At 50.4% G+C, this 20327-nt stretch carries 17 protein-coding genes; all 17 read right to left on the bottom strand.

Features of this window, described 5'->3' with window-relative positions:
• Positions 1-12: 12 nt before the first annotated feature.
• The gene (locus V5T82_RS09085) at positions 13-1038 is read right to left on the bottom strand and encodes a methyltransferase domain-containing protein (RefSeq protein ID WP_332895307.1); all 1026 of its coding nucleotides are present in this window, start codon (positions 1036-1038) and stop codon (positions 13-15) included.
• Positions 1016-1624, bottom strand: a complete 609-nt coding sequence (locus V5T82_RS09080) for a hypothetical protein (RefSeq protein WP_332895306.1) — start codon at positions 1622-1624, stop codon at positions 1016-1018. Before V5T82_RS09080 ends, V5T82_RS09085 begins: the two co-directional genes overlap by 23 nt.
• Complete coding sequence (locus V5T82_RS09075) at positions 1621-2976, bottom strand: class I adenylate-forming enzyme family protein (RefSeq protein WP_332895305.1); 1356 nt, start codon at positions 2974-2976, stop codon at positions 1621-1623. The genes V5T82_RS09080 and V5T82_RS09075 overlap by 4 nt, the downstream gene beginning before the upstream one ends.
• Positions 2973-3677: an SDR family NAD(P)-dependent oxidoreductase gene (locus tag V5T82_RS09070; protein ID WP_332895304.1), complete on the bottom strand. Its 705-nt coding sequence runs from the start codon at positions 3675-3677 to the stop codon at positions 2973-2975. The genes V5T82_RS09075 and V5T82_RS09070 overlap by 4 nt, the downstream gene beginning before the upstream one ends.
• Positions 3678-3679: 2 nt before the next feature.
• The gene (locus V5T82_RS09065; protein WP_332895303.1) at positions 3680-3976 is read right to left on the bottom strand and encodes a hypothetical protein; all 297 of its coding nucleotides are present in this window, start codon (positions 3974-3976) and stop codon (positions 3680-3682) included.
• Between the two features lie 383 nt (positions 3977-4359).
• Positions 4360-5868: a B12-binding domain-containing radical SAM protein gene (locus V5T82_RS09060; RefSeq protein WP_332895302.1), complete on the bottom strand. Its 1509-nt coding sequence runs from the start codon at positions 5866-5868 to the stop codon at positions 4360-4362.
• A gap of 319 nt (positions 5869-6187) precedes the next feature.
• Positions 6188-7144 (bottom strand): hypothetical protein, encoded by a 957-nt coding sequence (locus V5T82_RS09055; RefSeq protein ID WP_332895301.1) that lies wholly within the window; start codon positions 7142-7144, stop codon positions 6188-6190.
• A 252-nt stretch (positions 7145-7396) separates the two neighbouring features.
• Positions 7397-9064: an MBOAT family O-acyltransferase gene (locus tag V5T82_RS09050; protein WP_332895300.1), complete on the bottom strand. Its 1668-nt coding sequence runs from the start codon at positions 9062-9064 to the stop codon at positions 7397-7399.
• Positions 9065-9092: 28 nt separating this feature from the next.
• Complete coding sequence (locus V5T82_RS09045) at positions 9093-9338, bottom strand: acyl carrier protein (protein WP_332895299.1); 246 nt, start codon at positions 9336-9338, stop codon at positions 9093-9095.
• 16 nt (positions 9339-9354) lie between these two features.
• Positions 9355-11301, bottom strand: a complete 1947-nt coding sequence (locus V5T82_RS09040; RefSeq protein ID WP_332895298.1) for an HAD-IIIC family phosphatase — start codon at positions 11299-11301, stop codon at positions 9355-9357.
• Between the two features lie 43 nt (positions 11302-11344).
• Complete coding sequence (locus V5T82_RS09035) at positions 11345-12025, bottom strand: SDR family NAD(P)-dependent oxidoreductase (RefSeq protein WP_332895297.1); 681 nt, start codon at positions 12023-12025, stop codon at positions 11345-11347.
• 18 nt (positions 12026-12043) lie between these two features.
• Positions 12044-12478: a MaoC family dehydratase gene (locus V5T82_RS09030; protein WP_332895296.1), complete on the bottom strand. Its 435-nt coding sequence runs from the start codon at positions 12476-12478 to the stop codon at positions 12044-12046.
• Positions 12479-12503: 25 nt separating this feature from the next.
• Positions 12504-13673 carry a glycosyltransferase family 4 protein gene (locus V5T82_RS09025; protein WP_332895295.1) on the bottom strand — a complete coding sequence of 390 codons (1170 nt, stop codon included), beginning with the start codon at positions 13671-13673 and terminating at the stop codon, positions 12504-12506.
• Positions 13674-13677: 4 nt separating this feature from the next.
• Positions 13678-15003, bottom strand: a complete 1326-nt coding sequence (locus V5T82_RS09020; protein ID WP_332895294.1) for a lipopolysaccharide biosynthesis protein — start codon at positions 15001-15003, stop codon at positions 13678-13680.
• A complete protein-coding gene (asnB, locus tag V5T82_RS09015; RefSeq protein WP_332895293.1) occupies positions 15000-16877 on the bottom strand; it encodes an asparagine synthase (glutamine-hydrolyzing) in 1878 nt (625 codons plus the stop codon). Before asnB ends, V5T82_RS09020 begins: the two co-directional genes overlap by 4 nt.
• A 9-nt stretch (positions 16878-16886) precedes the next feature.
• A complete protein-coding gene (locus V5T82_RS09010; RefSeq protein WP_332895292.1) occupies positions 16887-17825 on the bottom strand; it encodes a glycosyltransferase family 2 protein in 939 nt (312 codons plus the stop codon).
• Entirely contained in the window at positions 17822-20326 is a 2505-nt protein-coding gene (locus tag V5T82_RS09005; protein WP_332895291.1) for a glycosyltransferase family 4 protein, read from the bottom strand. Before V5T82_RS09005 ends, V5T82_RS09010 begins: the two co-directional genes overlap by 4 nt.
• Between the last annotated feature and the right edge of the window lies 1 nt (position 20327).

Raw genomic sequence — 20327 nt, 5'->3', positions numbered from 1 at the left:
AGACATCTCAAGCTACTTGATTGCCCTGACGGCAACCCAAGGGTAGAGGTTCTTAGGTGTTGGGGAGACAAAACTAATCAGCTTCAAAAATCCCATCACGGCAATGACAGGTGACCATTTCGAGCTCTTTGAAAAGCTGTTTGGGTTGAGGTGATAGACAACTTCTACCGACTTAAAGTTTGCATTCCGCAACACTTCAGCAACTTTTTCAGCTTCAAATCCAGGACCTGAATTATGGTGAAACTCAGCAACTTGTTGTTCATCCGTTTCAGGTATTTGCCCTTTTAAAATCATCCGGCGCACCCAATGAACGGTGTTCACCAACAAAGAGACCGCCCAGCCTGTGTGTGTGACATGCCCGTTCGGATCCCAATCGGTGTAAAAAGTCCCACCTGACTTCAGCACGCGGGCCATTTCTTGAACAACATCCGTGTAATCAACAAGGTGATGCAATGCGCTGAAAGCTGTTACGCAATTCACGCTATCGTTGGCAAAAGGAATGTTCGTTGCGTCTGCGCCCAGGACTTCAAGTTCGCGCTTGTGAGCAATTTTCATCATATTGGTCGAAATATCGATACCAATACAGTTCTTGAAAACGTTATCCGCTGTTCTCAATACATTGCCGGTTCCACAGCACACATCGAGCAACACGTCATTTCCAGAAGCCTTCCCAGCTTCCTGAATGGTTTCTTGCAAGCGATGCTGACAAGCTCCACCCTCTTTAAATATGTCGTATGTTGAAACATCGTGCTCATATTGCTCGGCAATATCATTGTGAAACTTGATATTTGCTTGCTTAACAACATCGGCAGGCATTGCATCTAAGTTTTGAGCCTCGATCGTGACGCTGTTTGCATCTCGAACCAATCCCATAAAACTTTGCGAAACAAGAAATGGAAAATCGTCAAAATAGCTGAACTGCTCACCACAAGCCGAGCATTTGGCCCACACATCACCATCGGAACCTGCAATCATATTCTCGCTATGACAGCTCGGACAGCGAAAAAAATCCACATTAAGTGCCTGAAGAGAACTCATAGATCCCAAGTGTTCTGTCTTTTGTTTGGATTTCATCAATCTGCGAAAAACCAGCTCTTTTCATGACCATTTTTCCGCCTTTGTTCGTGTCGTTCGTAACGGCCCAACATGCTGATTCTGTTTCACACAACTGTGCGGCAGTGTAGGCGATCAATTTTGTTAATAAAAGCACATCTTCAAAATTTTTGCCAATGCAGCCAAAGGCTCCCAAGTGGTTTTCCGGGCATTTCACCGACCGGGCCTGATCGTTTCCCAGAATGTTATCGACCACCTGCCCAATCGAAATCGTTCCTGTTAAAACCTTTTTAGCGACAAGAAAATAAAGGCTCAATCCCAGTCTTTTTTTGAGCGTGGCGTTAAATGCGCTGTATTGGCGAAACCCCAAGCACCATGAAGAGATTTGAGCGTCATGACTTTGGCGAATTCCAACGGCAATCGTGGCTGGGTCTTCTATGGCAAGATTATAAAAAGCTTTTAGAAATGTAGGGCCCAGCTGAACCGATAATGAAGAGGCCTCCCATGTTTCGAGGTGAGCCTGAATAACGTCCTCCAGGTGGGATGAATCCAGCAAGAAGCATTCGCTCATGCGCCCTCCTTGCCGAACTCTGCACGTCGCATGCGCTTAAACCGGTTGTTGTATTGATTAAACGTTGCGACCTCGACTTTATGAGGGATTTTATAATCAGACACTTTGCCCTTAAGCGTCATCCGAATGCGTCTCTTTAATTCACGAGAAGATTCTTCATACTCAAGGTTCACTGTTGCCACAACAATTTGCCCCAGCAAACTGTTGTGTTCACCCCGAACGGTCACATCTTGGATGTTATCGATCTCAAGCAGCAGGCTTTCAACTTCTGCAGGAAACACTTTCTCACCGCCAACATTGATAATTTCGGAATCACGGCCTTTGAAGCGAATATAATCGCCATCACGTTCGACGATGTCGTGGGTGTTTAACCAACCATCCTCATCAAACGGTGACGGAGCATTGAGATAGCCCAGCATTGCGGAAGAAGCCTTGATCAACAAGTGCCCGTCTTCAATCTTCGTTTCATACCCATGCCCGCCAAGTTTCACCCACAGCGATCCATCGCTTTTGCTCTTTGAGCTTAATATTCCAACTTCAGACAGGCCGTAGGTTTGTTGCAAAGTCACCCCAGGAAACTCTCTGTGTATCGCGTCAAGAGTGCTCTGCGGCATAGGCTCCGTACCGTAGGTAATTTTCTGCAGACTTGAAATATCGTAATTTTGATACTCTTTCGTGAGCAAACACAAATTCAAAAAAGTCGGCGAAACAGGCAAGAGTTCGACACCGGCAAACTCTATCGCTTTAAACACACCTGCTGGCGAGCGGTCGCTTGTGGCGACAAGCATGCCTCCGTTAGAGATCACGTGGAAAAACGTGTTCACGCCACCAATGTGATCTAACAACAAGAACGTCAAAGACCGCATTGCCGGACGCTTTGTGCGATATTTCTCCAACAATGACACCAAAGAATGTACAGCGGCTTTACTGCCACCCGTCGAGCCGGAGGAAAAGAGAATTAATCCCGGATGCCCCTGGTCCACCAGCTCTTGAATAAGAGAATGACGTGGGCTGGCGTCTCGCTTTTGAATAGAGATGCCGTCACGGCTGTCGACAATATAATCAACATTTGCAATATCAAGAAACTCAGGATGCTTAACATATGTGCTCGGCATCAAGGGAACGATTATACAACTCTGGCCGAGTAAGGCGATAAACCCAGCACATGTTTCAGGAGCGAAATCACCAACCAAGGCAACTGTTGCACCGGGCCGTATTCCATACTCATGAAACTGTTTATCTAGCATTTCAGCTATATCAACCAGTTCACTGTACGACGTTATTTTCCCATTCCAGACAATCGCGTCGCTTGCCCCATATCCTTTTAAGGTTTCAAGCAGCCATTTGCTCATGAGGGGACACCCAACGCAATAACCTGACCGGTCACCATTGAGCTGTCTGGCTTCAGGAAAAAGTCGGTGACATTGTGCACGTCCTCAAACTGACCGTAACGAGACACGCACATGCGCCCCAGCAGCCTATCCATGGATTTCTTGGGCACGCTCTGGGTCAAGGCTGTATCAATCGGGGGTGGGGCGACAACATTAACGGTGATGTTATGCTCAACAACTTCCCGGGCCATCGCCTGGGAAAAAGCCGTAACTGCAGACTTTGAAGCGACATACACGGCCTCACCCTCCAAAGTCAGGGGCACAGCAACTGAACTAAAATTCACAATCCGTCCATACTTACGCTTCATCATGACCTTCGCGCTCTCACGCGAGACTAAGAATGTTCCTTTAAAATTCAAGTCCATCAATCGATCAACCGTTGCCGCTGGGGTCAGGCAAATATGGTTCATACTGGCCGCACCAGCATTGTTAATCGTCGCATCTATGCGCCCTTGTTCACGGGAGACTTTTCGAACCCATTTGATAACCTCTTTTTCATCGGTTATATCCAAACAGGTATGATGGAAATTTTCGTGATCGATGTCTGTCTCAGAACGGCTACACCCGGCAACGATCCAGCCATCTGCAAGATAGTGCTCTGCAAGGTGTCGCCCAATTCCTCTGCTGGTTCCAGTCAACACCAATACGGGTAAATCAGACACGTCTATTGCTCCTCAATCGAACTCATAACAAATTCAATCATCGCAGAAACGTTTCGAAATGGGCTTTTTTCTTGTGAGACGGCCTTCTCGTCTAATAAAGACACCGTCACGCCGGTGACCTCCTCAACATGCTCTTCGATATCGAGAACCATAGAGACAAGGGCTGTGGAATCGAGCAGAGAATCTTTGCCAAAAATGGCACTGTCCATTGAAGCCTTTTCATGATGGTCATATTCAGCCCAGGAATGTTCCAATGCCTCAAAAACAATTCCCGCGACTTTATCTCTAATCTTGTCCATGAAGGTCCTTCCCACGCACCCGGCCACGCACCCGGTGAAATTCGAAAAATAGTCAAAACTTAAGACGAAGTGACGCCGTCACACAGACATGTTAAATGCTTCAAAAAGCATATATCCCGTTAATCAGCATACTCGTATTGGTGATTAAAATTGCCAACGTTTTCAAGCAATCCAGGCTTTCCGAAATCAAATCCTAAGCCCGCCATTCAGCACCCCTAACATCTTGTTGCAGCGCACATTTTGTATCATAACGGGTGCATAAACAAGCCCTCTGTAACGTCTAAACGGGGCCGTTTTTCACCCCAACCTGAGGGGCGTTTCGGGGCATGAAGCCCTAGAAGGGGCCATCTGGACGCGTGAGAGCGGTTGGCGCTCAAGGCGGACTATTTAATGTAGACAGACCGTGCGAGACGGGCTCCCATGCGCATTTTTCGAAACAATTCCGAAAAACTAGAGACCCGTAATAGTTCACGGATTAAATAGCGAGGGCGATAGTAAAATTTACGGTTCCCACGATTGAGCGCCTTCCTCAGAACGGCTAAACTCTTTTTATTTCCAATGACTTGGTCGGGAGACAGATGAGGAACAGGGGCCTTGGCATACGCCAGCCAAAAATCGCCTTCAATCTCCCCGGATAACAGCATCGTTTGATACATCTCTGTCCCTGGGTACGGAATAGTGATGGAGAACTCAGAATAATCTACGTCTAATTCAATGGAGAATTCAATCGTCCGCTCCATATCTTTCACGGACTCTCCTGCATTGCCGAACAAAAAATAGGTCAATATCTCAAAGTCGGCTTCTCGTGCCGCTTGAATTGCAAACCGGGCCTGCTCGAGGGTGATCCTTTTCTTCATTTTGTCCAAGACACTTTGAACACCAGATTCAATGCCTAAATGGATACGGCGGCACCCTGCTTGATACATCAATTGATACAATTCAGGATCGGCTGATGAAACCCGGTCTCGAACAGCCCATTTCACCTGATTGCCAGAGGCGATTAAACCTTCACAAATGCTGCGCAGGCGCGCCTTTCCCCAGGTAAATGTATCGTCATAGATTTCAACCTCACGAATGCCTAAGTCCGCAATCCGTTGGAATTCGGAAACGACATTGTCCGCCGATCGAGCCACATTTTTTTGAAAATCCAGTTTGCAAAAGGTGCATCGGTATGGGCATCCACGGCTCGTGATCATCGTTGTCGAAACTGCCGTCTTACTTAAAACAGAGCCATAGTTTGAGATTGGCAATAAGGCCCGATTTATCATGGGCAAGTCATCGAGGTCGGTTTGTACAAACTGCCTAAGTGGCGGCGTCTTCACCCCGCCTGCGGCGATATGTAGGCCTGGGAAATCATTGATCAGGTGATCGTGTGACACCATGTTGCATAAATAGAGAAATGGCATTTCCCCATCACCGACAACGACGCTGTCAACGCAATCCATATCCAATGTTTCTGTGGGGTAAATGCCGACATGCGGCCCCCCTACACATATATGAACATGAGGCAAAGATTGTTTGATGATCTCGCACGTATGGAATGCAGGCCACCAAAAATCTGTCCAAGCCGTAATCCCTATGACATCGGGTCGAAATGCAACAACCTTGTCCAGCAACGTTTCAAACGTCAGTTCCTCGGCAATTGCATCAATTAACTCAATCTCATGGCAAGACCGGTCCTGAAGCGTGCTGGCGATCGACAGAAGTCCCAAGGGCGGCTTAAATCCGACATTTTTCGTCCCCTTTTGAAAGTGAGGAAGCAGAGATTTCACACCATCGATTTCAGGAGGCTGGATCAAAAGCACCCGAAGAGATCGGAGAGCGGTCTCTTGTTCTTGAGTGACGGACCTGAGTGCTTCCTCACAGGTTTCCTGAATACGCCTTAATTCCATTTGTTTTAAGCTTTCACAGCCATGTCAGCCCCTATGTATGATCGCTTTTATGCAAAACAATATTAATCTGCCATCGGCCACTCTGGAATCAGGCGTCAAGAAAACGCAGCCTCGACGCTCGACGATACGATCTCACAACACCCTCTGAAAGGCATGGGTAAATGCCTTCATACGTTCCACATAGGCCTTGGTTCAGGCATTCGGGCTAATGGGCGTAACAGATGAAATTTCGCGGAGAGCATCATTGCCAACACTGCCGTGAGCCACGCTGCAGATGAGGATTGTTTTGTGTCATTCCACACGCTTTTCTGAGGCGGGCTTACTGACATCTGTCCGCAGGTTGGCGTTTTGGCATCAAACTCAAAATATCCGGTGCGGTTTTGAGAAACTCGAGACGGCTTTGGGCGAGCTTAGCCAATTCTCCGTCAACAGTTTTCGGCAACAACTTCACAGCAAAATCAGAAGGCGTATCATTACGGGTCTTGAACCCTTTCACCAAACGAAGAGCATCAGAGACCAATGCGTGGCTGGCGTGGCCAGGATCATAGAAACTATGCACGTTTGTATCGTCACTATCGATTTTGTGAGACTCGCTTAAGACATCGAAAGACGTCAATTGCGAATAAGGTGAAAAGTGCCAGACGGGAACGTCATACTTGGCCCCAACCGCTGTCAACACATGCAAAAACTTTTCATAGTTCGGCCAATTGTTTGTCCACTCCACCATTTCCAACAACGTGCTGTGAATGACCGGCGTCATGATAATCACGTCGACATTGTTCTGCTTTAAAACAGCCAAAGCCTTATCCAAGTGCTCAGCCGTTTGATCAGACAGAGAATAGCAACCGTAAAGGTCATAGCGGTAAAACTCGACCAACGCCTGTTGCCACAACGTTTCACGCTGGGAGCGCGTACGCGACTTTCGCGTCACGTCTACAGGTGATTTTTCATCCTGGTTAAGTTTGCTCCAAGAGCTTTTGGCCATCTCGAAGCTGAGAAAGTTCGAATAAACGGCAATCGGCGTTTCGGTAATGCGCCCACCTAAGTAGCGCTCGTCTTTCCATCCTGCACCGTCCGGGCGGGCATCGTTCATGGACACAAAATCAATCATCATAATGACAGATTGGACGTCGTGGAGCTCAACCGCGTGTTCCGCGATGCGGCGCATGACATGTATATTGGTTCCTGAAACGCCCGCGCTGTAAACGGACATCTCTGGATAAATCTCTGCCGCCACATCCGTATTGATATAGCCGTCCCACCCCGAATTAAGCATTTGCCGTACCCTTGAAGATCCGATGTGCAGGACATCAATGGGTTTTCGCCGCATCCAGTAGGCATGCGTCACCCTCTCATTTGATACATCAATATAGTTTGTCGTATCCCACTGGGCTTGCCCACCAGAACGCAAAGCCCACGGATCGTTGATGAAATTGAAGCCCATAACACCGATCAAAAAAACGGTGATAGAGCCCAATATGACGATGTTGTATGTCTTACAAGTTTTCATCACGGCTTGACTGCTGGTTTAAAATTGAAAGTACAAAAATTCGGATGTCGAGGTCAGTTTGTTGACGATGGCGATTGATGCCCCAGTCGCCAAAATGGCCCAAAATACGTTCGGCTTCCAGCTGATCACATCCGGAATTTTGCGAATGTGGGCGTAGCTGTGAAAGACAGGACTGTCGGTCGATATACCATCCGAACGGTCTTTCATCACCAAATACCGCGCCATAAACTCCTGCGTGTTGGGAAGCGCCCAACAGATGAACAACGCGAACGCCAGCCATTTGACTTGGTCTGTGCCTTTGAAGATCAACATGGCGCTGTTTGAAAATTCCAACCCGACAAGGCTTTGTAAGACCGGGCCAATGGGGCCCAGGATCGAAGCATAGCTCTCGCGCAAAACGATGCCGTTCATCCCCATCATGCCTTGCCAGATGTTGATGGCACTGTCCATTGAGCCGGAACGAAACGGGACAAATAAAGCGACAATCAGTGAAAATGTGAGCGCGACGGACGCAAGCGTCAGGACCGATTTCGCCCAAGCCCCAAGTTTCACATGCCAACTGTGCATCAAGCCCCGCCAGGCGTGGTTCAGAACCAAAAACAGGCCGTGCAAAAAACCAAAGACAATGAATTGATAGCCTGCACCGTGCCAAATGCCGGCCAATGTCATAGTGATCATGGTCGGCATGGCCAGTAGCGACAAAAATGCGCCGGGGGTGCCCACACCACCCCGTAGCCCCGGCAGGCGCCTGATGGCGCGATAGCGTGTAACCTTCAATGTGATCGGGTTGTAGCAATAGCCTGTTAAAAAGTGCGTCAACGTCAGGTGCCAACGCTGCCAAAAATCAATGATACTCTTGGCTTTCATGGGTGAATTGAAATTCAGCGGAATGCGTATACCAAAGATACGCCCCAAGCCAACCGCCATGTCGGCATATCCGGAGATATCGAAGTAAAGCTGAAATGTATACGCCAGCGCCGCCCCCCAGGCGTCCACAAACGACACCAAGGTTCCGCCCTCGGCTTTGACAAATACCGGGGTTGCAAACAGCGCGAGGTTGTCGGCGATCAAAACCTTTTTGACTAAACCGATGATAAAGAAGGTCAAGCCGATGCTCAAATTGGTGTTGGAAAAGAGCGTCATTTTTCGAAATTGCGGTAACAGTTCATCGTGGCGCACAATGGGGCCCGCGATCAGCTGGGGGAAGAAGGTGACAAACAACGCGTAATGCAAAAGACTTTGGCGCTTCACATGTCCACCCCAGGTGTCGACCAAAAAGGCAATTTGCTGGAACGTGAAAAACGAAATGCCCAGCGGCAAAATCAGCTCCGAGAAATTGAATGACGTCGAGAACGCATCATCGACAATGGAGCCCAGAAAGAAGAAATACTTATAATAAGCAATCAGGGATAGGTTCAGGCCTACCCCAAAAATCAAAACAATGAAACGTGTGGTTTCTTGCTTTCGATCCAGCGTCGTCAACACGACATTGCAAAAAAAGTTCAATCCGATTGATGCAAATATGACCCAGATCAGGCCCGGGTCCCACCAGCCGTAAAACACAAAACATGCACCCAGCAAAAACACCAAAGACGGCGTCTTGCCGAAATACTTTTGCACGAGGTAATACCCCACAATGCAAAGCGGCAGAAAGACGAAGATAAAATCGAATGAGTTAAATGGCATCTAGCGTGAGGTCACAATGATTGGAACATCAGCCCTTGAGTTTCGTCGCGATGAGCTCGACCATGCCACCGACATTTTCCAGACGTTCGACTTCGTAACTGCTGAATTTCAGGCCGAAATGCAGTTCGATCGCAACAATTAAGTTGATGTGGCTGAAGGAATCCCATTCCGGGATTTCGCTGGCGCTCGTCTCGGCTTTGAGCTCGATCGAGCTGTCGTCCAATACATCGCAAAAAATCTCATTGAGCACAGCATAAATTTCTTCGTGTATCATATTCTACGGCCTACATTTAAGAAACTGAAACGTTGATTGGTGTGTCTAGTGCGGCGACATTTGCGTCAATTTTTAACACAAAAGTCTCTGATGTCTTAGTCTTATTCACCCCGACACTCTCCCCTTCAGCCGCAAAGCCAAAACGCAAAAACAGATCACTCACCATGGCGTTTCGCTCTGTCGGAATATACTCTCCAACCACAACCTCCATGTTTTTTCGCCGGGCATAGTCCAGTACATGATTGAACAGCTCATGTTCGACCATTCGGCCCAGAACCCGACAGCTCATTAGCCAGGTGTCAATGATCAGCGCAGGCCCGCCCGCATACTCGCCATGCTTTGCGATCACTACAGAAATCAAACCGTTATCCCCAAATTTGTCCTTCAGGCGTGCGGATATGGTCAAGACATCTTCGTTGTCGGCGAGGTGGTCTAGCTCCGCCTGTTGATAGCGCTTGGTTGTGACGTTGAATTGATTGGTCTTGTTGACCAACTGGGTGATGCGCTGCATATCGATCGGAACGAACGGGGAAATGGAAAGCTCCATACCCAGGCTGGACAGGTAGGCTTCCATATTGTCGGCACTCTGCTCGACTTTAGCACGCTCCTTATTCGCTTTGTATTGTGAGGCGCGCACCAAGTCGTCTGCGGTCAAGCTGACGGTCTCGAAATACCCCGCACTTTCCAAGCAGTTTACATAGTGCGCCGGGTCTTGCGGAACTTCGGGCACACAGACCATCGGCAGCGCTTGGCGCACGTGGTCGCGTTCCATCGGGTTGTCATCGAAAAAGACCAGGCTGTCGAGACCGATGTTCAGCTCCTGAGCGATTTCGGCAATGTTGTCCGGCTTGGGTTGCCAGTTGGCTTTGATGACGCTGAAGTCGCTTTCCTTCAGAACCATTTCGGGGTGTGCATTGATGGCCTCGGCGGCCACCTCGTAGGTGTTTTTAGAACAAATAGCCAGTAAGATGCCCCGTTGATTGAGCTGCTTGGCATAGTTCTGAAAGGCCCAAAACGCTTCACCAACGGCACTGCCCATGCCCAACGAAATACCCTGAAGACCATCGTCGCCGATGATGCCGCCCCAAAGCGTGTTGTCCAAATCGAGCACCAGACATTTTTTCGAAAGCCCATATGCAGCTTGCAACGTGCGGACACAGTAATCAGCCCAGATGGGCGCGGCGGCGGGGGCCGTCTCCTGTTTGGCGTGGTTCCAAAGCATGGGATTGAACATGTTTACAATGCCATACTTCGCATAGAGCTGGTCCATATCAAAAAGTAAGCAACCCGTTTCGGCGGCAGCGCGCCAAAGCTCGTCATTGTACTTTTCCACAAACGTCCGCGGCGAAGAGGCGACATGGCGGTCATAACTGCCGTACAGTGTAGGCGCAATGGGCGCGCCGGTTTGCTGAACGACTGTCACGCCAAGTTCCGACTTGAGGGCTTGCCAAACTTTAGAAAGTTCCTCCACGTGCGAGGCCGCCATGGCGTCCACATCTTCGCCGCTTAAACCCGGCGTCAGCGCAGAAACCAGCCCCGCCGTATTGCGCGAAATCAAGACCACGTCCGGGTCGAAATCCTTCAGCTCCGACGTCGGCGAAAAGACTTGTTGTTGAATTTGCCCATAGGGCGCGACGTAACAATCAATTATGAAGCCCCGGCGCAATCCTGCAACACGCAAGGATGCGACCAAGTGATCAAAGGTCGAATCCGCCAAAATCGCGAGTTTGATCCGCTTGAGCTTTTCGTGCTCGAACCCAGGCGCGGCCTCGAGATGCGATTGAACGATACGGTCGAGTTTCTTCTCTTCCAAAAAGCTCATCTGGTGCAGCGACAACACGCGCGCCAGCTCCACTCCGGCCGCGTCACCAAAGGACAGGTCTCTCAGCGTGCCGATCGCATCAGGCAAGTCTTGATGTTTCTTGAGCCAGAAAAGATCTGTCGGCGCGTTAATCTGAGCCATACGGGCAAACCCCAATTCGTTTAATCTTGAAATGTCAGAACCATCACGTTGCAAAAACCGCGTCGACGATTTTAGCTGCGGCTTCTTGTGGACTGCTAAATCTCTGGTTGGGTTCTTTCTTGCGCATCATATCCAAAAACCGGGGATCGAATGCATCGAGCATGGAAGTTTCAGTGTAACCCAGAGAAACCGGCTCAAACCTCAACCACGCATATTCGGCTTCAAATGCCTTCATCAGGCCCAACAGGCCATACTTAGCAATCGTGTAGGCCCCCATCTGCGGTGCAGCTTTCGCATTGCCGCCGCCCATGGCATCAGACAACACACCGACGACGACACCCCGGCGGTTTTGCTTCATGTGAGCGTTGATCAGAGCCTGACACAGCTGGAAATGTTCCCCAACGTTCACATCCCACTGGGCTTGAAGATCGACCATGTCGAGCTTTCGCAGGGGTTCGATCCGCAACACGGGCGACGCGGCTAGGACGATGCCCGTTATGGGGCTGCTTTCGTTTTCCACCGGGTTGGGTAGATGCAGTTCCCCGGTTCCGAGCTGAACCGCCTCGCCATCCAACTCTTGGGCCAACTGACGCGCTTTGACTTCATTACGGTGGTAACCGATCAGCGGTTTCAGGCCCCGCTCATACAACAGGCGCGCGGCGGCTTCACCGATGCTGCCGGTGGCTCCAGACACAAAAATTCGATCACCTTCTTGAACCTGCATAGATGTCTCAATGCTCAATCATGGAAACTCAGAACGAAAAACGCACAGGGCGGATCCTCGGTTCACCAACGTGCCGACTTGATTGACGGCGGACAGTCTCAACTTCACGCCCTTAACAGCTTCGATTAGCGCCGCAACTTCGACCCGGTGTTCCAAGGTATCATCCACGTATACGGGCTTGAGCATATCAAAGTTCAACTGTTGGATAACCGTGTTCGGCCCCGGCAAATGCATGCCCAACATTTTGGAATAAGCGCTGTTGATCAGCAAGCCATGCACGATCCGGCTTTCAAAGCCCAGGGATTGAGCGTGCTGATCATCCATATGGACCGGTGCTTGGTCGGCGGACACCTGGGCAAAAGCCTCCACCAGTGCATCGGTATAGTTCACCACACAAGTGTAGGCATCACCTTCTTGCAATTGTTCGACGCTGTCATACATATGATCGATCATTTTGCGAACTGACGTGTGAATTGATTTAAGTGGCCGAACAAACGGTATTGTATTGCTGGCTGTAAACGCGACGATACAAGGCTTCGTAACGTTGCACCATCGTCAACAGCGGGTTTGAATCCTGTATGTATTTGCGCGCGCTCATACCCATAGCTTTGCGTTCAGACGGCGACATTTTCGACAATTTGATCAGGGCCTGCCCAAACGCGTCATAATCCCCCACTTTGGTGATGTAACCATAGTCATTGACGATTTGTGCACTGTCGCCAACATCGGTCGAAACGCACGGCAGGCCGGACAGCATGGCTTCGCCCAGGACATTGGGCGACCCCTCACCGAACGCCGAGCTTAAGGCGAGAGCATCAATAGCGGAGTAGAACTCGACCATATCGTGCATCAGACCAAGAATGTGAACTTTTGACGTCAGACCGTACTCTTCGATAAGGCTCTTAAGATCGTCATTGTCTTCGGAGATGTTTTCACCGCACAGCAAAATGGCGACGTCGTCATGGGCCTTCATCAGCAAGCTGGCTGCCTTCAAAAAGGTTTCGTGGTCTTTTTGCGGGTCATACCTAGACGAGTTGCCGACGACAAAGGAGCTCTCCGATATGCCGATTTTTTTGCGCAAAGCTACGCCGATTTCGGAATTTTCTTTGTATTTGCTGTGGTCAAAACCATTTTTCAAAGTCACCATCTTGGTGACGTCGTAGCCCATTTCGGAGTGTACGGAATGGGCAGCTTCGGAACCGCAAATGATTGTATTGGGAACCAGCGAAGACACCTTGGCACACAAATGGGCCGTTCGAATGGTCGATTTTTTACTGTGAACGTCATGAAGATTACTTTGACGCAAGTTCCAGATGATTGGGGCGGAAGTGACCAGTTTGGCCGCAATTCCACCTATCAGGTCAGCGTGATACATCCACGTTTGCACAATGTCGGGCTTTTGACCTCTGATCCCGCGGCACAACTTCATGAAAGGCAAAATGTTGCTACTGTCTTTGGAGAAATTATACGCAGAGACGTTCACCCCGCTCTCAACCATTTGCTGGCCGAGTTTGCCCAGATCGGTCAAAGAAATGACGCTGTTTTTATAGCATGCCGGATCCATTTCATGAATCAAGCGCATCAAGACTTTTTCGGCGCCTCCGACCGATAAGCCTGTGATAACGTGGGTGATATTGATGGGAGGCATAATTTTACGAAAACACTTTACGGCGAAGATTTTGGTACAAATAAGCAACACCCAAAACGTGAATGACGCTCATCGCAATCAGAGGAGCATATAACCCGACGAATGGGAAAAGTGCAATTACGATTATTACTTTGGCAATGGTTTCAAAGCCCAGCACAGCGACCAAAGGCTGCAAACGGACGGTTGAAAAGGCATACACCACTGGCAAGCGGGCAATCGCCATCCAAAACAGTCCGAGCCCGGCCAGCGCAAAAGCACCACTCACCTGCGGGGTGTGTTCCACACCTACCCACAGCTCGACGATAGCCTGACCAAATAGAGCATATAAAAGGGCGCAAAGGGCGCTAAGGCCAATCATCGTGATATTCGCCTTTTTGTATATGCCCTGCATACGATGACGCTCACCTTTTGCATCCATATGGATCAGATAAGGCGTCAGCGTTTCGGGGAGCCGCCACAGGAGCTGCAAGATCACATCAGCTCCTTTCCAAATCAGCACATAATCCGACACGATCAAAGCCCCGCCCATGGCAGCCAAAAGCAACGTATCGCCTTGCAACAAGGTCAAAATCAAGATGCCGTAAAGGGCGTATCCTCCACCCATGCGGCCCATAAGACGTTTAAGGTCCGTGACGACTTGGCGCGTGGAGAGGCGCATCACGATGGCATTTCGACGCATCACCACAAACGACATGATCCGAGCAACCACATTGCCCAAGAACAGGGCGCCCATCACGCTACTGAGGCTGCTTTCATACATCATAGCCGGGATCACGATGCAAGCAAAGACGAACAGCGACACAGCACTTAAAACGTGGGCCCAGGCCTGCTTACCGACCGCAATCAAAGCAACCCGGTCCGCGTTTAAGTCATACATCACCAAAATGTTGGCAAAGCCAAAAACCACAATATACAAAGCGTTTGGCCCAAACAAATCGACAAAGCCCACTTCACCGCCCAGATAAAACCACAGCACAGCGAAAATCACCGCTGATGTTACAATGGCATAAAGCAGGTAAAGCCCCTTTGTCAGGCCATAGGTGCTGAGCAGTTCAATGGTGCGTTCATGACTGGCGTGCTCCCCCATAATGCGTTGGGATCCCGCCGCCACCCAGCCGATCCCGATCCCCAGATAATTCGTGCCGCCAAGAATAATCATCAGCAGACCAAACTCTTCCTTCGACAGATAGTGTAGATAAATCGGGATCAGGACGAGCTGAACAAGAATGTTCATCCCCATGTGCACGTAGCTGCTGAACACGCTCCACGTATAATCGCGGTTGCGAGCGAGCGACGATATGTACTGTCGAGCTGTCTCTTGCACGTTCATGACGGGACGCGGCCTCGAATGGCTAAGAAGCGGTTCAGGGCATACAGCTTTGCGATCAAACTCGCCGGAATGCTCGGGTCTTTTTCATCAAACCTGGATTTGAGGTTTTGTATTTTGTTTGCATCCAAAAGCCCCCCGCAAGTGTTGGGCGATGCAAAGACATCGTCGATGCGCTCTTTCCACGGCCCCCGCAACACGGCGTCTTCTTGGATGTAATATCCAAAACCACGTTTTTGCCCATTCAAAACCGTTTGAGGCACGATGCCCTGAAGCGCATCTTTCAAAATGCGTTTGCCGCTCCAACCGTTTCTGCCTAACGTCACCTTTTGTGCATAAGGCGTCGTGAGCGCCAGCTCAGCCAAGTCGCGATCCATAAACGGACAGCGCACTTCGACACCATGCAGCATCGCCGGCAAATCACCACCAATGGTTATGGCGTGCGCATTTTCCTGCATCAATCCCAAAAAGGCTGCCTCGTCGATATAGGCATCCGGCGCAGAGTGCATCCAAGGCGCCATCCAATCGGTCAAACTGGCGACATCGTTTGGTGTCGCAAAAATCTGGGGCCACAACGTGTGGGCTTCGTTTTCATACAAAGCCAGCTTTCGCGCGCCCTTGGGATGGGTGATGACCTCCAGCGCATCGCGAAGCCTTCCCGGCTTGACCGCACCCCGCATGCATTTCGCCAGCGCTGAGAACACACCCAGGCGCAAAACCGGTTCAAGCTTAGACAGCAACAAAAGGTGCTTTGCGCCATCATAACCATAGAACAACTCATCCGCGCCATGCCCGGCCATAACAGTTTTAATGCCATCCTTTTGAATTTCGTCAAACAACATGGAAGCATGCGTCAGCGGCAAAGCCATGATCGGCTGTCCGTGATGGACAAGCAAATCTTCGAAAAGGTCATGTTGTTTTTCGGGCTGGAAGTAAAACTGTTTGTGGCGCGTGCCATACACGTTCGACACCTCACGGGCCCGTTGCAATTCGATGTCGTTTTCATCCAGGCCAAATGCATACGTGCGCACAGGTGTGTCCATCTTCTGGGTGAGGTAAGCCACAATCGCGGAGGAATCGACGCCGCCAGATAAAAGCGCCGCGATCTCCACATCCCCGGTCAGTCGGCGCTCGATCGCGCATTCCAACGCGGCACGCACATCTTCTTTGCTCGTCGGTTGAGCTTTCAAAGACGGATGCCAAAACCGCTGCACGTTTCTCACGACACCGTTTGAGATCTTCATCGTGTGCCCTGGGGGAAGGCTACGCACCCCCTTGTATATAGTCATGGGGTCGGGTATCTGGCGCAAGTTTCTCAACAAGAAAATTCCAAGCGCGCGCACATCAATATCCAGCTGAACTTCTGGCACGGCTAGCAGTGCTGGGATTTCGGAGGCAACAGCTACAAGGGCCGGCGTCTCGGCATAATAAAAAGGTTTCTTGCCTAACGGGTCGCGTGCACAGAACATCTCGCCGGACGGAATGTGTAAAATCACAAACGCGTACATACCGACAATCTTGTCGACCAGTTTGGGTCCATACTCCTCGTACAGGTGTAAGATAACCTCGCTATCGCTTTGTGAGCGGAAGCTATGGGACTTGGCCTCCAGCTCTTTTCGAAGCTGAACGTAGTTATAGATTTCACCATTGCAGATCAGAGCCAGCGTGGCGTCTTCGTTCAACATCGGCTGACGCCCGCGCGAGCTGGTGTCGACAATGCTCAAGCGACGATGCGCCAACGCAGCCATTTTATTGTCGCAGACAAACTTCCCTTGATCGTCAGGGCCTCGATGACGAATTGTGCTCGACATGACACCGAGCATCTCTGCAATGGCGGGGCAGCTCGTACGGGCTGAAATTGCGGCTATGCCACACATGTGTTTCGACTATCCAAACTTTTTAACCAAGCCCAGGGACTTGGCGATGCGAATGGCGAAGCTGGTAAATTTGCTACCCAAGACAATAAACAAAAGTGCGCCAGCGCTTTCGACAAAAAGGGAGACACGGGCATTCTCTTTCCAAACTCTGAACGCTTTTGACATGTCCCCTGAAAGCGCCAGATAAACAGATTGGCGCAGTCGGCGTTTAAAATAATATCTGGGTGAATGAGCGATAAAATCGCTTTCGAATTCGTCGAGCACCAATTCATGACAACGCGAAATTTGGCTGGCCGTTTTGCTCTCATTTCTGGAATGCGTTAATGAACCCGGGCGGTCATAATGATACACCCGCAATACCGTTGAACTGATCCACACCGGATAGGTTTTGGACAGACGCAAGTATGTCCACATCTCACACCCCCAGGGCATTTGGGGGTCTAAGTATCCTCCAAGTTCTCGGATCTTATCGCCCCTGAACATGGGTAAGTATTCCCCGGCGTAGGTTTCAGAGATGATGTCCCCAAACGTTTGCGGCCCATCGTAATCGGGCCGCGACACCGTCGTTTCACCGTTTTGAGTTTGGCAAGCACTAAAGCAAATTAAAGCATCTTCGGGCCAGTCTGGTAAAATCGAAGACAGACGCTGGGGCCAGTCCGGCACAAGGGTGTCGTCGGCATCCAATATGATGATGACATCACCCTTCGTTTGACTGATCGCCAAATTGACGGCGGCAATCTTCCCTTTGTTCGTCTCATTGGCGCAATATTTAACCTGTGGGTACTGCCCAATAATATTGAGAAGTTTTTCGCGATCAGAGCTGCCATCATCGGCGACGATGACTTCCAGGCTCATTTCCGCAAGAGGCTCTGGCGCAAACACGGACCCCAAGGTCGTATCAATGGTCTTGGCGGCGTTATAGGCGGGAATGACAAAAGTAATCATCATGGGTTTTGTTTTGCCATCTCCGCCGCGATTTTTGAACTGCGAAGTGAAGCACGCGTACGAAACTCCGGGGCTTGGGCACATTCACTGAGAGCGGCGACCAGAGCGTTTTCAAAACCCGTCGTGTCTATTTGGCTAAGTGCTGCATGCACTTGGTGGATATCGGAAAACAGTTTCGATGGTCGGTCCTTGTCCCAAATGGACACGGGAGGTTCCAACAAAAAGCCGTTATCACCGTCATGAACCATCTCACCAATGGCGTAGACATCCGTGGCGATGATCGGCAAAGCCTCAAACAGCGCTTCCAAGACAACCATGCCAAACGAGTCGAAATAGGTCGGATGCACCAACACGTCGACATTTTGTAAAAAGCGCTCTCGGATCTCTTCGCGCGAATACTGTGCCGGATGGATAGTGACGTTGGGGATATTTTCAGCCAATTCCGCTAAGTGCTCCGGGATGTGAGTAACCATATCCAAAGTGCAATGCGGGTGATCCGCCACGACACGCAGAAACGCCCTCAACAAGGCTTCACCGCCTTTGATTTCAAATTGTGTGGAGATGAACACAAAGCGGCAACGATCCGGGTCTGCCGTTTTGGGGTGCGCCACCGTCAACGACCCACACGGGTATTGCACGGTGGCTTTGTTGAGAACGGCCGCACCAAACTCGCGGCCCAATGACGCGCGGCATGCTTGGCTGAGACAGCGGATCTCTTGACAACGGGGATGTTCAAGTATTGCCGAAAGGATCGGTTTATAAAGCTTCAACGCCATCGGATTGTAGGCCGTATAGGCGTAGGGATTATCAATATCCGATATGAACGGGCCGTGCGTGATCAGACCACCCCAGACATAAACTGTGGAGCCGCAAGGCGCTTGATCCGGGCGGCGTTTGAGGTTGATCAGGGGCAACCTGGTTTTCCACGATTGGCCTGCGGGCTTCAACGCTTGTTCACGCGTGACTTGCCCGCCCGTGCGCGCCGTCACGAGGTCTGGGTTCTCAACGCCTTCTTCCGGCCAGCTGCGAACCGTGTCCATCTGGCGGTCTCGTAAATAGGCATGCGGATAAAAGAAGACTTTCCGGCCAATCGCGGCCGCCCCCCCCATAACGCCCGTCGTTTCGGCGACAAGATCAAACATGGTCTTGAGAACGGACTGGAACCCAAACATCATCACGCAGGGAATCGAGAATAAAAGCAAGCTCTGCACAATGATCGATCCGCCCCGCACCCAATTGAACATATAGATCAAGATGAATAGACTGATGACGATTTGCATCGGTGTGGCCTGCCCAGACCAAAAGTGACGCTCGCAAATGCCGAGAAGACGTCCTAGCAAGAACGTCAACAATGCGGCGAAGACCAGACCGAAGCCGAACGAAAAGTCGACCGCAAAAGACATCGGTATCCCTGCGGTTGCAAACCCGTCTTTGAACGCTGCTGGGTACAGCCAGTGAAACTGTGCGAACCCGCCATAAATAACTGGCTTGGTTTCCCAGACCATCCGGGGAACCAACGACAGGCCCGCGTTAAAGACCCACGACGTACCGTGATCAACACCGGTCAAAAGCTGCAGCCAAGACGCTTTATCCATAAACCGCGCCAGATGCTCCACCCCTTCGTAGCTCGACGAAATGAACATGGCGAAATTTTTGATAAAGACATGCTCAATGAGCTCTTTCGGTGAGGCAAACGAATACTGACTGTTGGACAGGTAAAAAAGTTGGCGCAAAAATTCGAGAATGCCGGTCGCGACAATCGAAGACAAAAACACCATCAGCCCAACCGGCCACCAGGCTTTGCGTTTGACAACCAGCAAGATTACCATGCCCAGCAAAGCCGCCGCGATGAATCGGCGCGAGAACAAATCAATCGACACCCAAACGGTTAAGCCCAAACCAACTGCAATCACCAGATACTCGATACTGCGGATCGGTCGTGCCCGATACGCGATCAGCCAGCCCAAAAGGATCAACACCGCATACGTAAACAGCTCGGGTATCATCAAAAGCGGTCCGGCGCCCAATCTCGATTTTTGATACGCCGCCCCGTTAAAGTCCGTGATAGCTCTTTCACCAAGCACAACAAGCACAATAATACACACGAGCGCCATGATGCCAAAGCCGATCAACAGTCGTTTGTGCTCGCGTCCAGTTTCTTGAGCGGGTGAGTTGTGGGGTTTGGTCTCGTCATCGCTGACGGCAAAGCTTTTCAAGATCGAATGGCGGCCGGTAAGTGCGGCACCCCACAAACCCAAAACAAAGATCAACGCGGACGCCAACATTACCGATGTCGGCTTCTCATCTTGGGCATGACCCAGAGCTTGAATGATGATTAAGTCCGCATCGATCATCATCGCCCGAATGGGGAAGGCCACGCAGAGAATGAAGGTGAAATACCAAAACGGCGACAACACCACCTGATGAATGGGGCGCGTACGAATTTCTTTGCCAAGGATATACAGTGGCACCACCACACACAGAGCTGCGACGGCGTTCAACATC

The organism is Magnetovibrio sp. PR-2, from assembly GCF_036689815.1.
Lineage (GTDB): Bacteria > Pseudomonadota > Alphaproteobacteria > Rhodospirillales > Magnetovibrionaceae > Magnetovibrio.
This window is presented reverse-complemented; position numbering and strand designations above follow the sequence as displayed.